Source organism: Commensalibacter sp. M0133, assembly GCF_016101485.1.
In the GTDB taxonomy this organism is placed as follows: domain Bacteria; phylum Pseudomonadota; class Alphaproteobacteria; order Acetobacterales; family Acetobacteraceae; genus Commensalibacter; species Commensalibacter melissae.
Map to the genome: position 1 here is coordinate 199,835 of NZ_JACFQI010000002.1, position 13,636 is coordinate 213,470.

The 13,636-nt window shown below is 38.7% G+C and carries 11 protein-coding genes; 7 read left to right on the plus strand and 4 right to left on the minus strand.

All coding sequences use genetic code 11. The annotated features are described in order from the left end of the window. Positions 1-3: 3 nt before the first annotated feature. The 3 genes from H3T46_RS05825 to H3T46_RS05835 form a co-directional block, all read right to left on the minus strand. Positions 4-870: an OmpW family protein gene (locus tag H3T46_RS05825; RefSeq protein ID WP_110439197.1), complete on the minus strand. Its 867-nt coding sequence runs from the start codon at positions 868-870 to the stop codon at positions 4-6. Positions 871-1,237: 367 nt separating this feature from the next. Next, positions 1,238-2,956, minus strand: coding sequence for an ATP-binding protein (locus tag H3T46_RS05830; RefSeq protein ID WP_408869274.1), 1,719 nt, complete (start codon positions 2,954-2,956; stop codon positions 1,238-1,240). An 85-nt stretch (positions 2,957-3,041) separates the two neighbouring features. Further along, entirely contained in the window at positions 3,042-3,752 is a 711-nt protein-coding gene (locus H3T46_RS05835) for a response regulator transcription factor (protein ID WP_198193594.1), read from the minus strand. A 256-nt stretch (positions 3,753-4,008) separates the two neighbouring features. Between H3T46_RS05835 and H3T46_RS05840 the strand changes: the two genes are divergently transcribed. The 6 genes from H3T46_RS05840 to H3T46_RS05865 all read left to right on the plus strand — a co-directional run bounded on the left by H3T46_RS05840 (position 4,009) and on the right by H3T46_RS05865 (position 10,945). Next, positions 4,009-4,626, plus strand: a complete 618-nt coding sequence (locus H3T46_RS05840; protein ID WP_155579845.1) for a nucleotide exchange factor GrpE — start codon at positions 4,009-4,011, stop codon at positions 4,624-4,626. 234 nt (positions 4,627-4,860) lie between these two features. Continuing rightward, complete coding sequence (dnaK, locus tag H3T46_RS05845) at positions 4,861-6,798, plus strand: molecular chaperone DnaK (protein ID WP_122124196.1); 1,938 nt, start codon at positions 4,861-4,863, stop codon at positions 6,796-6,798. A 129-nt stretch (positions 6,799-6,927) separates the two neighbouring features. Next, positions 6,928-8,064 (plus strand): molecular chaperone DnaJ, encoded by a 1,137-nt coding sequence (gene dnaJ, locus H3T46_RS05850; RefSeq protein ID WP_122124197.1) that lies wholly within the window; start codon positions 6,928-6,930, stop codon positions 8,062-8,064. 34 nt (positions 8,065-8,098) lie between these two features. Beyond that, positions 8,099-8,896, plus strand: coding sequence for a 4-hydroxy-tetrahydrodipicolinate reductase (gene dapB / locus H3T46_RS05855; RefSeq protein ID WP_198197838.1), 798 nt, complete (start codon positions 8,099-8,101; stop codon positions 8,894-8,896). Between the two features lie 97 nt (positions 8,897-8,993). Beyond that, positions 8,994-10,181, plus strand: coding sequence for a methionine adenosyltransferase (gene metK, locus H3T46_RS05860; RefSeq protein WP_198197840.1), 1,188 nt, complete (start codon positions 8,994-8,996; stop codon positions 10,179-10,181). Positions 10,182-10,192: 11 nt separating this feature from the next. Continuing rightward, positions 10,193-10,945, plus strand: a complete 753-nt coding sequence (locus H3T46_RS05865; RefSeq protein WP_198197842.1) for a tRNA (guanosine(46)-N(7))-methyltransferase TrmB — start codon at positions 10,193-10,195, stop codon at positions 10,943-10,945. Here the strand turns inward: H3T46_RS05865 and H3T46_RS05870 are convergent. Next, positions 10,940-11,518, minus strand: coding sequence for a DedA family protein (locus tag H3T46_RS05870; RefSeq protein ID WP_155564739.1), 579 nt, complete (start codon positions 11,516-11,518; stop codon positions 10,940-10,942). The two genes, H3T46_RS05865 and H3T46_RS05870, sit on opposite strands and share 6 nt — an antisense overlap. A gap of 168 nt (positions 11,519-11,686) precedes the next feature. Between H3T46_RS05870 and H3T46_RS05875 the strand changes: the two genes are divergently transcribed. Then, positions 11,687-13,618: a S9 family peptidase gene (locus H3T46_RS05875; protein ID WP_198197844.1), complete on the plus strand. Its 1,932-nt coding sequence runs from the start codon at positions 11,687-11,689 to the stop codon at positions 13,616-13,618. Positions 13,619-13,636 lie beyond the last annotated feature (18 nt).

Genomic DNA, 13,636 nt, shown 5'->3' on the forward strand with positions numbered 1-13,636 from the left:
GAATTAAAAGCGATATCCAATACCCATACTTACAACGGTTGGATTCAAAGAAGTACGAGCATCAATTCTGTTGGGACTGTCATTAATATGGGCACGTTGTTGTAAAAGAATCTGTTTTACATCAGCATTATAGAACCAGTTTCCAACAATCTGATAATCAAACCCGAAATTGAAAGATGGACCAACTGCTGTTTCCAACCCCACTTTTTTGACAATACCCCCTGCAGGAGAGATATTATGCCAGAAAGCGACTGTCAAGCCAACACCTACATAAGGATTAAAGGCCTTATGAGGACGGAAATGCCATTGTGCTGTCAAGGTAGGAGGTAAAATCCATCCACTGCCCACATCCACCTTACCAAGACCCGGGACACCCTGTGCCTTGATTTCATGACGTGTACTTGCCGCAATTAATTCAAATGACAAATTATCCGTGACAAAATAATCAAAACTTAATTCAGGCATAACCTGGTTTGTTGCATTGACATGCCCTCCAACGGATGTTTTAGAACTTGTATTATTCGTGATAACACCCAATGCACTTAATCTGATGATAAAATCACCTTTACCCAAACCAATTCTGGTTACACCAGGACATGTTTTAAATAAACCACAATGAGGTTTTGGTTTTTTAGGTGGAGCATACATTGGAACTTCACGATACTGGATTTTTCCACTCCAGCCAGAAGCCCAGATTTCTTCTCTTCTCATAGGAATTGCCGTTGCTGGGGCAGTTGTGCTTGAAGCTGGAGCCAATGCTGGATTGGCAGCAGGAGTCAGATTAGGAGAAGCATAATGTTGTTGTGCATAGCCTGCGACTGGCGTAAACAAAAATGCACAGGTAAGAATACGACTTAATGATTTTTTCATTGTGATGAAACCTTACTGATCAAAGTAAAGATGAAATGATCAAATTAAATAGTTAAATGTTCTTTTTTATTAGGATCATAACCATTGATCAGGCAACCAGTTTCTAACAATATATACTTAAACAATACATAATGTGACCAAATAACAACAAATAAATATGTAATCTTTCGCAAAAAAAATTAATTAGTTCCTGATAAAGCTTAACAAATTAGGATAATCATTATTTTAATAAGTATTTTTTTTACATATTATATTACAAATATATATTTGTAATATATCTTTAATTGAAATTAAATATTCGAAAATTCTTTGAACGAATCGGTTTTTGTTTGATTAGATTTTTAAATTTACAACAAAATCCAATCAGTTATTTTGCCCTTGGTAAAGAAACCACAAAAGAGGCGCCAATAACTTTTCCTGCATCATCATACCGGTTATAGGCACGAATTGACCCTTTCAAGGCAACCACAATTTGCCGACAAATTGATAGTCCAAGACCTGAATGTTGCCCAAAATTTTCTCCTTGAGGTCGCTCTGTATAGAACCGTTCAAAGATATTGTTTAATTTGTTTTCAGGAATCCCCGGCCCCTCATCACTGACCATGATTTCCACGTTATCTTTGACTGCAACAGCCGACAAAATAATTCTTCCCTTTGATGGAGAAAAAGAAGATGCGTTTCCAATCAAATTCCTTAAAACCTGTACCAGTCTATCTTCAATTGCCAAAACAGAAAGCGGATATTTAGTATCGTCATTTTTCAGATCCACGACAATATAAGGATCATCTTCTTTCTGTGTGGCTGCATTGATATCAGCAAGCAAACGAAAAATAGGCGCTACAGCAACAGCTTTTGGAGCCACCCTTGACATTTCAGATTCAATACGACTTGAATTGGCAATATCCGTTATTAAACGATCCAAACGTTTAACATCATCGGTGATGATAAATAATAACTGTTGACGATGTTTATCGTCTTTTATTCTTGGCAACAATTCAATTGCAGAACGAATGGAAGACAAAGGATTTTTCAGCTCATGACTGACATCAGCCGCAAAACGCTCAATTGCATCCATCTTGGCCCATAACTCTCTTGCACTATCCTGAATTGCCCTTGCCAGATCACCGATAACATCTTTTCGGATCAAAAGGGAATCAGGAACCATTCTGTTTCGTCCCGTAGATTTATGAATCCTGTAAGCGGAATTAGCCAAACTCAGTAAAGGTTTTGCAATAGTCAAAGACAAATACCAAGATAATAGGACCGTTATTGCCAAGGCAACTAAAAATAGAATCAAAATTGATGCACGCACAGAAAATAGCGCCTGATCGATATCCTGTGCCTCTCTTGTCAGTTCAATAATACCTACAAGCTGGTTCTGATGGATGATAGGTTCAGATACGGTAATCAATAAACGATAATCAACCGTCCTACGAATATAAGGGGGAGCTTCATAATTATTTGATAATTCATGCAGCTTAAATGTCTGATTATCATAAGGTACACTATCTGGATCGGCACCCATTTCAAGAAACTCAATTCTTCTTGCATTCGTATAGGGAAGCCAACTTAAAAGATGATCATAAATCTGTTCTAAAAATCCGTCATAATTTAAATATTTATTTTTATTACTCTCACCAAATACGGCTATTTTTTTCTGTGTATCTTGTTCAGTATTTGAAAAAACCGAATTATCAAGTCGATTATCTTTATGAGATCTATATGTTTTTTTTCTTTCATTTTGACTGTCAATAACCAGTTTTCCATTAACGGCATAAACACGTGCACGTACACGTGGACTGGGGTTTGTTAGGCTTAACAAAAGAGGTCTGGCCAATTCAACAGATAAAGATTGATTATTCCGCTGTTCTGGTACCAAAGCATAAAAATCCAAGGATCGAAAAAAAACATCATCCTTAATCTTCTTAATTGCGCTTTGGCTGAGTGCTCCAGCATAAATTTTTGCCTGCTCCCGTAAAACATTGATTTCTGTTTCCAACAGGCTATTCTGAAATTGATTCAAATAAAGAAGTGTAACAACCAAAACCACAAGAGGAAGCGTATTAACCAATAATATCCTCTTCATCAGAGGAGAGAAAAAAAGCTTCCTGAATCTTCTATTCTCCAAAGGATGGTGACGATAAAAAAAACCAAAGAGTTTATAGACTTTTCTAATCTTCTTTGTAACGATATCCAATGCCATACAACGTTTCTATTTTATTAAATTCAGGATCAATCTGACGAAATTTCTTGCGGATACGTTTAATATGACTATCTATTGTTCTATCATCAACATAAATATTTTCACCATAGGCAGCATCAATCAACTGATCCCTTGATTTTACTAGGCCAGGCCGTGTTGCCAATGCTTTGGTCAATAAAAATTCAGTTACTGTCAATTGAATATCCTGGTCATGCCAACGACATTGATGGCGCATATCATCCAAGGTTAAAGCACCACGAACAACCAAACCGTTATTGATCCCACCATCATTTTCAGCCTTATTGACTTCATGACGCCTTAACAAAGCACGGATACGCTCCAGAAGAAGACGCTGGGAAAAAGGTTTAGTGATATAATCATCTGCTCCAAGGCGCAACCCCATTAACTGGTCAATTTCCTCATCCTTGGAAGATAATATTATCACGGGCATTTGGGAACGGTTACGCAGTCTCTGCAACAATTCTATTCCATCCATCCGAGGCATCTTAATATCCAAAACCACCAGATCAACAGGACGTGATAAAAGACCTTGCAGCGCACTTTCACCATCCGTATAGGTCTGAACAATAAAACCGTCAGCTTCCAGCATCATAAAAACAGAGGTTAAAATATTACGGTCATCATCAACCAATGCTATGACATGTTTCCCTGCTTCCACCTGTTACACTCCATCAATCCATTAAAAATAAATCAAAATCTTATATAAATATGCTAGAATAAAGTTAAATAGAAAATAAATTATAAAATCAATTCTAAAGGTTAATTTCTATATCTTATTTGCTCTATTTCATTCGTATTTCTTGTAACTTTCAAAAAGTTTATTAAAATAGATCTGTCTTAAATTTTGTAAGGATACCGATCTTACCTAATATCTTTTACAATCTTTTTAACAGAATAAAACAAATTTGGTTATTATGACAAAAGAAGAAAATTTACACGCCAATCCAGAAAATAGCTCTGTTCCTGATCAGGAACAAGATTCACGGGGTCATGAAACTATTTTCCCACAAGAGGAAAACGGCACGGAACCTTCAGATTCCTCTTCCAGCCAGAATAGTGAAGTTGACAAGTTGAAAAATGAACTGCAAGCCATGAAAGATCAGTGGATGCGTTCAGAAGCTGAAAATCAAAATCTGCGCAATCGCCATAAAAAAGAGCTTGAAGATACACGCCTCTATACTGTACAGAAATTTGCTCGTGACATCGTAGAGGCAGCCGAAAACCTGCGTCGCGGCATTGATAGCTTGCCAAAACCAGCTGAGAATGAAGATCCAATGATTACAAAAATGCGTGAAGGTTTTGAAAGTACTGAACGTTCATTTTTAAAAATTCTGGAAAAAAATGGTATCAAATGCGAAGATCCGACAGGCAGTCCATTTGATGCAAATAAACATCAAGCAATGGCAGAACAACCATCTGATGAACACCCTCAGGGAACCATTATTCAAAGCTGGACACCAACATGGACCCTAAATGACCGTCTGTTAAAACCAGCCATGGTTGTCGTGGCCAAATCTCCTGAAAACACATAATGCAGATATTAAATAACTAAATTAATTAGCTGACTTCCATTAATTAAATGTGTATAATGGAGCTGTTCAAAAGGTTTCTTGAAGATTTCACTAAAGAAACTTATATAATGGTAACAAGTCATAACTGTAACCTCGCCATTATTGGGGGTTAATGTTTAATGACCATGATTTTTAGAAAAGGACTTTTAGAAGACGCTTCGGGTCTTGTGAAAGTTGCTATTAGGAGATGAATTAATGAGTAAAGTTATTGGTATTGACCTTGGTACAACAAACTCCTGTGTTGCTATCCGTGAAGGTAATGAAACCAAAGTAATAGAAAATAGTGAGGGGGCCCGTACTACCCCTTCGATGGTTGCTTTCACTGAAAACAATGAAATGCTTGTTGGTCAGTCAGCAAAAAGACAGGCTGTCACCAATCCAACAAATACATTTTACGCCGTAAAACGGTTAATTGGTCGTCGGTTTGACGATCCGACTGTAAGCCGTGACAAGGGGTTGGTTCCCTATTCTATTGTCAAAGGTGAAAATGGCGATGCATGGGTTGAAGCCAGAGATAAAAAATACGCCCCTTCACAAATCTCTGCATTCATTTTAGGTAAAATGAAAGAAACAGCAGAAGCATATCTGGGCGAAAAAGTAACACAGGCTGTCATTACTGTTCCAGCTTATTTTAATGACGCGCAACGTCAGGCAACCAAGGATGCTGGTAAAATTGCTGGACTTGATGTTCTTCGTATTATCAACGAACCAACAGCCGCCGCGCTGGCCTACGGTTTGGAAAAGAAAAATAGCGGCACCATTGCTGTATATGACCTGGGTGGTGGTACTTTTGATATTTCTGTTCTAGAAATATCTGATGGTGTAATTGAAGTTAAATCAACCAACGGTGATACTTTTCTTGGCGGTGAGGATTTTGATGCTCGAATCATTGATTTCTTGGCTGATGAATTCAAAAAAGAACAAGGAATTGACCTTCGCAGTGATAAACTCGCCTTACAACGTTTGAAAGAGGCGGCTGAAAAAGCAAAAATCGAACTTTCCTCTTCAAAAGAAACGGAAATTAACCTTCCATTTATAACCGCTGATGCTTCCGGTCCAAAACACTTGGTCATTAAACTAAGCCGTGCAAAACTGGAAAGCTTGGTTGATGATCTAATCACCAAAACCCTAGAACCTTGTAAGGCAGCGATCAAGGATGCCGGATTATCAGCAAATAATATTGATGAAGTTATTTTGGTAGGTGGAATGACCCGTATGCCAAAAGTCATCGAGGTCGTCAAAAGCTTCTTTGGCAAGGAACCCGCCCGTAACGTTAACCCTGATGAAGTCGTTGCAATTGGTGCTGCCATTCAAGGTGCTGTTCTTAAGGGGGATGTTAAAGACGTACTGTTGCTTGACGTTACTCCTTTATCCCTTGGAATTGAAACACTCGGAGGTGTTTTCACACGTTTAATCGATAGAAACACAACCATTCCTACAAAGAAAAGCCAAACCTTTTCTACAGCAGAAGACAACCAAAGTGCTGTTACCATCAAGGTTTACCAAGGTGAACGTGAAATGGCGGCAGACAACAAGTTGCTTGGCAACTTTGACCTGACAGGAATCGCACCTGCACCACGTGGAGTTCCACAAATTGAAGTAACATTCGATATTGATGCAAACGGTATCGTTTCTGTATCCGCCAAGGATAAAGCAACCGGTAAAGAGCAGCAAATTCGTATTCAGGCTTCTGGTGGCCTGTCAGATGCCGATATCGAAAAAATGGTTAAAGATGCTGAAGCGAATGCTGAGGCAGACAAGCAGAAGAAAGAAATGGTTGAAAGCAGGAATCAGGCAGATATGATGGTCGCCCAGGTAGAGAAAAACCTGCAAGAGCATGGTGACAAGATTGATGCTTCAACAAAATCAGATATTGAAGCTGCCGTAGCCGATGTTAAAAGCAAAAAAGAAGGTGATGATTTGGAAGCCCTAAAATCATCAACTGAAAAACTTTCCCAGCTTTTAATGAAAATCGGTGAAACCATTTACAAAGCAACCAATGATGCAAATGCAGCCGCAGGGGCTGCTGGAGCAGAAACTGCAGATCAAGCGGGTTCCTCTGCAAAGCCAGAAGAAGACATTGTTGATGCTGATTTTGAAGATGTCAATCATAATGACAAAAAATCTAGCTAATGGGTCAATGCCTATTAAATAAGATATATTAACTAATTTGATATGTCGTAAGAAGTCAAGCCCGTCCTTTCAACAAAGGCGGGCTGCTTTTTGTTACGATACCTATTTGAAGATAATTTGAGGACATCAATGTCTAAACGAGATTATTATGAAATTCTAGAGATTAGTCGCACGTCAAGTAGCGAAGAAATTAAAAAAGCCTATCGCAAGAAAGCAATGCAATACCATCCTGATCGTAATCCTGGCGATCAGGAGGCGGAAGCCAAATTTAAAGAAATCAATGAGGCCTATGATGTTCTAAAAGATGAACAGAAAAAAGCCGCTTATGACCGTTTTGGTCACGATGCTTTCCAAAATGGCGGGGCCGGTAATGGTTTCGGTGGTGGTTTTGGAGCTGGTGGCTTCAGCGATATCTTTGACATGTTCGGCGATATGATGGGTATGAACCGTGGCGGTAACAGTCGCAAACGTTCTGGTGCTGATATCCAAATTCAAACCGAAATCCAGTTAACTGAAGCTTTTACAGGCATTAAGAAAAAGGTAAAATATAAAACAAAAAAACCTTGCCAAAGCTGTGATGGATCAGGATCAACAGACAAAACCAATGGAAATAAAACCTGTCCGACCTGTCATGGTTCTGGAAAAATCCGTGCTCAACAGGGATTTTTTCTGGTAGAACGCCCTTGTAATACCTGTCATGGAACAGGCCAGGTCATCAGTAACCCATGTAAAAAATGTCATGGTACCGGGCTTGAAAATCAAGATAAAGAGTTGGAAATCGATATACCTTCTGGAATTGAAGATGGAACCCGTATAAGGATTTCGGGGGAAGGGGAGGCCGGCAGCAATGGAAATCCACCTGGGGATTTATACGTATATGTTTCTGTTTTACCCCATGATCTATTTCACAGAGAAGGGGCAAATATATTCTGTCGTATCCCCATTCGAATCACGCAGGCTGCTTTGGGAACAGAGCTTGAAGTACCTATCATAGATGGTGGCAGATCAAAAGTGAAAATTCCTGCCGGTACCCAAACAGGTAAACAATTCCGTTTACGAGGTAAGGGGTTTTCTGTTCTACGCTCTTCATCACGTGGTGATATGTATATTGAAGTCAAAGTCGAGATTCCTCAACATTTGACAAAACGCCAGAAAGAGCTGCTTGAAGAATTCGAGGCAGAAGCACAAAATAAAGAAAATGAGGGAAATCCGGAAACAACAAGTTTTTTTAAGAAAGTCAAAGATTTCTTTGAAGGAAAATCCTGATTAATCTATTCTTTGATAAATGAAAGTGTTTAGAATGAATACATCTGTTTTACGTATTGGTATTGCTGGCATAACCGGACGTGTTGGACATCTTTTGATGGAAGAAATTACCTCTAGAGATAATGCTGTTTTATCTGGAGGTACATCACTTTCAAAAGACATTCATGATATACCAGATTCTGTTCAAATCTTCTCTGACATTGCAAGTCTGGTCGAAAAAAGTGATGTAATTATCGATTTTACAAATGCTACAGCAACGGAAACACATGCAAAAGCATTAAACAATAGTAAAACAGCATGGATTTTAGGAACAACAGGCATATCTGAATCCGTCCAAAAACTTATCAAAGAAACCGTAAAAACCATTCCCGTTGTTCAGGCGGCTAATTTTTCACCTGGTGTAACCTTGATAACCCGACTGGCTTTTGAACTGGCGAAAGCTTTGCCTGCCGATCAGTATGATGCTGAAATTGTGGAAACACACCATCGTCAAAAAATTGATGCTCCATCTGGAACAGCTTTGGCAATCGGAGAGTCCATTGCAAAAGCAAGAAAGGTGGATTTAGGATCTGTTGCAGAAATTGGCAGAAAAGGGTTTACAGGGGCCCGGAAAAAAGATGCCATCGGATTTGCTTCCTTAAGGGGCGGACAAATTGTTGGTGAACATAGTGCCATATTTCTCTCCGATGTTGAGGAAATTGTTCTTACACATAAAGCTTTTGATCGTCGCATTTTTGCAAAAGGTGCCGTTCGAGCAGCTTTTTGGTGTATCAATAAACCCGCAGGTTTATATGACATGAACCATGTTTTGGGACTGGATCCGGTCAAATAATAATTTTTTTTAAATTAATACTTGACGGATAGACCACAAAAGGGTCTGTTTACAATACTTGTGTTTTTTTATTTATTAGTGAGATAGCAGAAAAATTATGCGAAACAATAGCGATTTTCTGTTCGCTTCGGAATCGGTATCAGAGGGTCATCCAGATAAAGTTGCCGATCGTATCAGCGACACCATTTTGGATACCTACCTTGCCGCAGATCCAGAAGCGCGCGTAGCTTGTGAGACTCTTGTTACAACCAATCAGGTAATTTTGGCTGGAGAACTGCGTGGCCCGAAAAGCATTACCAAAGAAATGCTTAATGAAAAAGCCCGTGAAACCATACGTGAAATTGGATACGACCAGGACGGTTTTTCTTGGAAAACCGCAAATATTTTAAACCTGTTACATGCACAGTCTCCCCATATTGCAGTCGGGGTTGATAGTAATGAAAGTAAAGATGAAGGCGCTGGCGATCAGGGAATCATGTTCGGTTTTGCAACGTCTGAAACCGAAACCTTAATGCCTGCCCCAATTTATTATGCTCATAAGATCCTAAAAAATCTCAATGACCTACGTAAATCAAGTGACCCTAAGGGTAAAGGATTTCTTCCGGACGCAAAAAGTCAGGTAACCTTGCGTTATGTTCACGGTAAACCTGTTGGCGCAACATCTGTTGTTTTATCAACCCAACATGAGGAATCCATGCCACAGGAAAAAATTCGTGACGTTTTAAAAGAACTGATTACGAATACATTGCCAGAAGGCTGGATGTGTCCAGAAAAAGAATTTTATGTCAATCCTACAGGAATTTTTGTTATTGGAGGTCCTGATGGCGATTGTGGCCTGACAGGTCGTAAAATCATCGTCGATACTTATGGTGGGGCTGCCCCTCATGGTGGTGGAGCTTTCTCGGGTAAGGATCCAACCAAAGTTGATCGCTCAGCAGCATATGCCTGTCGTTATCTTGCCAAAAATATTGTAGCTTCCGGTCTTGCTGATCTTTGTACCCTGCAAATTTCATATGCGATTGGAGTTTCCCATCCTCTCTCTGTTTATGTTGATTTACATGGAACAGGCAAAGACATTGATGAAGCAAAACTTGAAAAAGTTTTACGTGAATTAATGGATCTTTCTCCAAGAGGCATCCGTAAACATTTACGATTAAATCGTCCCATATACAAACAAACTTCAGCCTACGGTCATTTTGGACGCCATCCAGACCCGGTAAAAGATGATTTTACATGGGAAAAAACTGATCTTGTTGATGCTTTGCGAAATGCTTTTAATCGTTAAAACTTAAGTATATGACCATAATTCAAAAAGGTTCTTGTGGAGAAAGTGCTCAAGAGCCTTTTTCCAAAACAGATTCATCTCTACCCAAAGACCGTTTGTACGGGCGTCGTCGTGGTCATCCTTTACGCGACAGACAAAAACGGCTTCTTTCAGACTATCTTCCCCGAATCAAATTCCCAACCAGAAATATCAAACACCCCTTTGAGGCTTTTGAAAGTCAGCCCAGGGCACTATGGTTGGAAATTGGGTTTGGGGGAGGTGAGCACAGTCTTGCCCAGCACCAAATACATTCTGATATTGGTTATATTGCATGTGAGGTATTCGAAAACGGAATTTGTTCCCTATTATCCAATCTTGTTCAGGAAGATGTTAAGGAAACAGAAGCAACTGTTCCAAATATGCTTCGGATATGGAATGAAGATGCACGTATCTTGATCCGTGCATTACCGGAAAATTCAATTGAAAAGGTTTTTCTGCTTTTTCCTGACCCTTGGCCAAAAACGAGACATGCAAAAAGACGATTTGTCCATCCAGAACGTCTGCCTTTGCTTCATCGTATTCTAACCCCAAAAGGACAATGGCATATTGCAAGTGATGATCCAACCTATCAGGCATGGGTTGAAGAAACCATGGAGAATCAACCCTATTTCAAGAAAATCATGCAAACGAACAAACGTCCTGAAAACTGGCCACCAACCCGTTACGAACAAAAAGCCTACAAGGCTGGAAGATCACCCATTTTCTGGATATTTGAAAAATCATGATTTTTTATTATTATCAACTTTTAGTTCCTGTTCTGCGCGTTTGACAAGCCTATGTTCGTTATTACGTAAAAATATAAACACCAGAACAGCAACTACAACAAAGATAATCCCTATAACAAGGCCTATAGTCCCTTTTAGTCTAAGAAATTCCTGCCCCAGGAAATATGCGGTATATGTAAAGGCACCTGCCCAACACATACCCCCCAAAGCGTTATAGATTAAAAAATCCTTCCAATGCATATGTGTTGCACCTGCCAATAAAGCCGTAAAAAACCTTAAAATGGCAACAAAACGCCCAAAAAAAACAGCTTTACCCCCATGATGCCTAAACAAATATTGTCCTAATAATAGACGATCTGGAGTCAATTTGAATTTAGGACCATATTTTTTCAATACTGGATATCCAACAATACGACCAATAAGATATCCAAAATTATCCCCCATAATCGCACCGACAATCGCGGATAAGGCTATATAATTAATATTGAGGCTACTGTAATGAGAGGCACAGTAAATGGATATGGTAATCAGCAAGCTTTCAGCTGGTAGGATTAATCCCATACTTTCCAACATAATGATAAGACCAACAATATAATAGGCATGGGATTCATAATGATGAACAAATTGTAAAATATAATCTAACAGTGTTTAAAATCCATATTGTTTCATTTCTAAAAATCTTACTATCTTTATGACCGATTCTAGCCAATTAAGAAAGATTTAATTTTTATCGAGTTTGTTATGAATATGTTCAAAAAAAATGGCCCTTGTGGAAGTTGGCCCTCCCCTTTCACAACGGAAACTGTTGCAGGGAAGAACGTTATTTTTTCCGAATTACAAATAGATGAGGAAAACATATATTGGCTTGAAAGACGTCCACAGGAACAAAATAGAACCGTTCTTGTCCAATGGAATAAAAACAAGGGTATAAAAGATATAACCACACCATCATTTTCTGTTGGAAATAAGGTACATGAATATGGTGGAGGATCCTATAGCGTTCATAAAAACAGTATTGTTTTTAGCGATCTTTATACAGGTGGGATTTGGACTGTTTCACAAGATCGGCAGGCTACTTGTCTGTATCAGGACAAAGCCTTGCGTTTTGCCAGCTTTAACTTGATTGATAAACATGTTTTCTGTGTTTGTGAAGATCATTCAACAAATAATGTTAAAAACAGTCTTGTTCTATTTTCATTGGATAATCCAAATATAATGATAACACTGGATGAAAAGGCTGATTTTTATAGCACACCAACATTATCAAAGGATCAAGCGAAGCTCGCCTGGATTGAATGGTATCATCCTTTCATGCCATGGGAATCAACGTATTTATGTTGTGCAGATTTTGATATTAAGGATAAAGCGATTAAAAATAAAAGGATCTTGGCTGGTAATAAACAAATTGAATCTCTGATTGAACCAGGCTGGACAGAAAATAATCAGCTCTATGTTTGCAGTGACCGTGAAAATTGGTGGAATCTTTACCATGTAAATTTACACACTAACGAAGCTGATAACTTAAGAGCCATTACCCAGATGAATGCCGAAATTGGTAAACCACATTGGATTTTTGGCCAAAAAAACTGGTATCCGGTTTCAAATAATAATTTTGTTGTCCAGGCTATTCATCAGGGATTTCCTGAAACATTTATCATAAGTCATAATAAAATCAAAAAAATTTCCCTAGATCAACCTGAATATTGTCCTGTTCCCATAAAAAATAATGAATTTGCCTGGATAAACTGCTCAACTTCCCGACCAACGGAAATCATTTACCAGGATAATCATCACAATAGACAGGTTATTCAAATATCAAGTCTAGTTCATATACACAAGGAAGACATTTCCATTGGACATACTATATGTTTCCCAACACAGGACCATCAATATGCTTATGGTTTTTTCTATCCACCAACCAATCGGCATTTTCAACCAAATAAAAATGAATTACCTCCCTTGATGGTCATTGCTCATGGTGGACCAACAGGTCAAACTGTTAACAGTTACAATTCAAAGATACAATTCTGGACCAGTCGAGGTTTCGCGGTTGTTGATGTTAATTATCGAGGATCTACGGGTTTTGGAAAAACCTACCGGAATGCATTACAAAAAAAATGGGGAATCCTGGATGTCCAGGATTGTATTGATGCCTGTAACTATCTGATCAAGCAACAAAAGGTTGACCCAAAAAAAATCGTCATAAAAGGCAGTAGCGCAGGAGGCTTTACCGTATTATCAGCCCTAGTCAAGTCCAAGATTTTTGCTGCAGGATCATGTTTATATGGTGTGGGGGATTTAACAGCCCTGGCCGAGGAAACACATAAATTTGAATCCAACTATTTAAATGGTCTTATCGGATCTTATCCAGAAGAAAAAGAGCTTTATCATGAACGCTCCCCTTTGACCCATATTCATCAAATTGCATGTCCCCTTATTCTTTTTCAAGGCCTTAAAGATATGGTGGTCCCTCCATCACAGGCAAAAAATATTATTAAAGTTTTAAAAAACAACCATATTCCCCATGCATATTATACATTTAAAGAAGAAGGACATGGATTTAAACAAGAGGCAACCGTAAAAAAAGTTCTTGAGCTGGAGCTGGCTTTTTTTGGTAAAATTCTTGGGTTTAAACCGGATAGTATTTCTGAAAAGGTAACATTACACACTTAGATAAAAAAGCAAATCCTT

What these genes read in the sequence shown, in the direction of transcription:
- H3T46_RS05870 (WP_155564739.1), bottom strand. Translation starts at nt 11,518, where the DNA reads ATGTTGGAAAGTATGGGATTAATCCTACCAGCTGAAAGCTTGCTGATT.
- dnaJ (WP_122124197.1), top strand. Translation starts at nt 6,928, where the DNA reads ATGTCTAAACGAGATTATTATGAAATTCTAGAGATTAGTCGCACGTCA.
- dapB (WP_198197838.1), top strand. Translation starts at nt 8,099, where the DNA reads ATGAATACATCTGTTTTACGTATTGGTATTGCTGGCATAACCGGACGT.
- metK (WP_198197840.1), top strand. Translation starts at nt 8,994, where the DNA reads ATGCGAAACAATAGCGATTTTCTGTTCGCTTCGGAATCGGTATCAGAG.
- H3T46_RS05840 (WP_155579845.1), top strand. Translation starts at nt 4,009, where the DNA reads ATGACAAAAGAAGAAAATTTACACGCCAATCCAGAAAATAGCTCTGTT.
- H3T46_RS05875 (WP_198197844.1), top strand. Translation starts at nt 11,687, where the DNA reads ATGAATATGTTCAAAAAAAATGGCCCTTGTGGAAGTTGGCCCTCCCCT.
- H3T46_RS05865 (WP_198197842.1), top strand. Translation starts at nt 10,193, where the DNA reads ATGACCATAATTCAAAAAGGTTCTTGTGGAGAAAGTGCTCAAGAGCCT.
- dnaK (WP_122124196.1), top strand. Translation starts at nt 4,861, where the DNA reads ATGAGTAAAGTTATTGGTATTGACCTTGGTACAACAAACTCCTGTGTT.
- H3T46_RS05830 (WP_408869274.1), bottom strand. Translation starts at nt 2,956, where the DNA reads ATGAAGAGGATATTATTGGTTAATACGCTTCCTCTTGTGGTTTTGGTT.
- H3T46_RS05825 (WP_110439197.1), bottom strand. Translation starts at nt 870, where the DNA reads ATGAAAAAATCATTAAGTCGTATTCTTACCTGTGCATTTTTGTTTACG.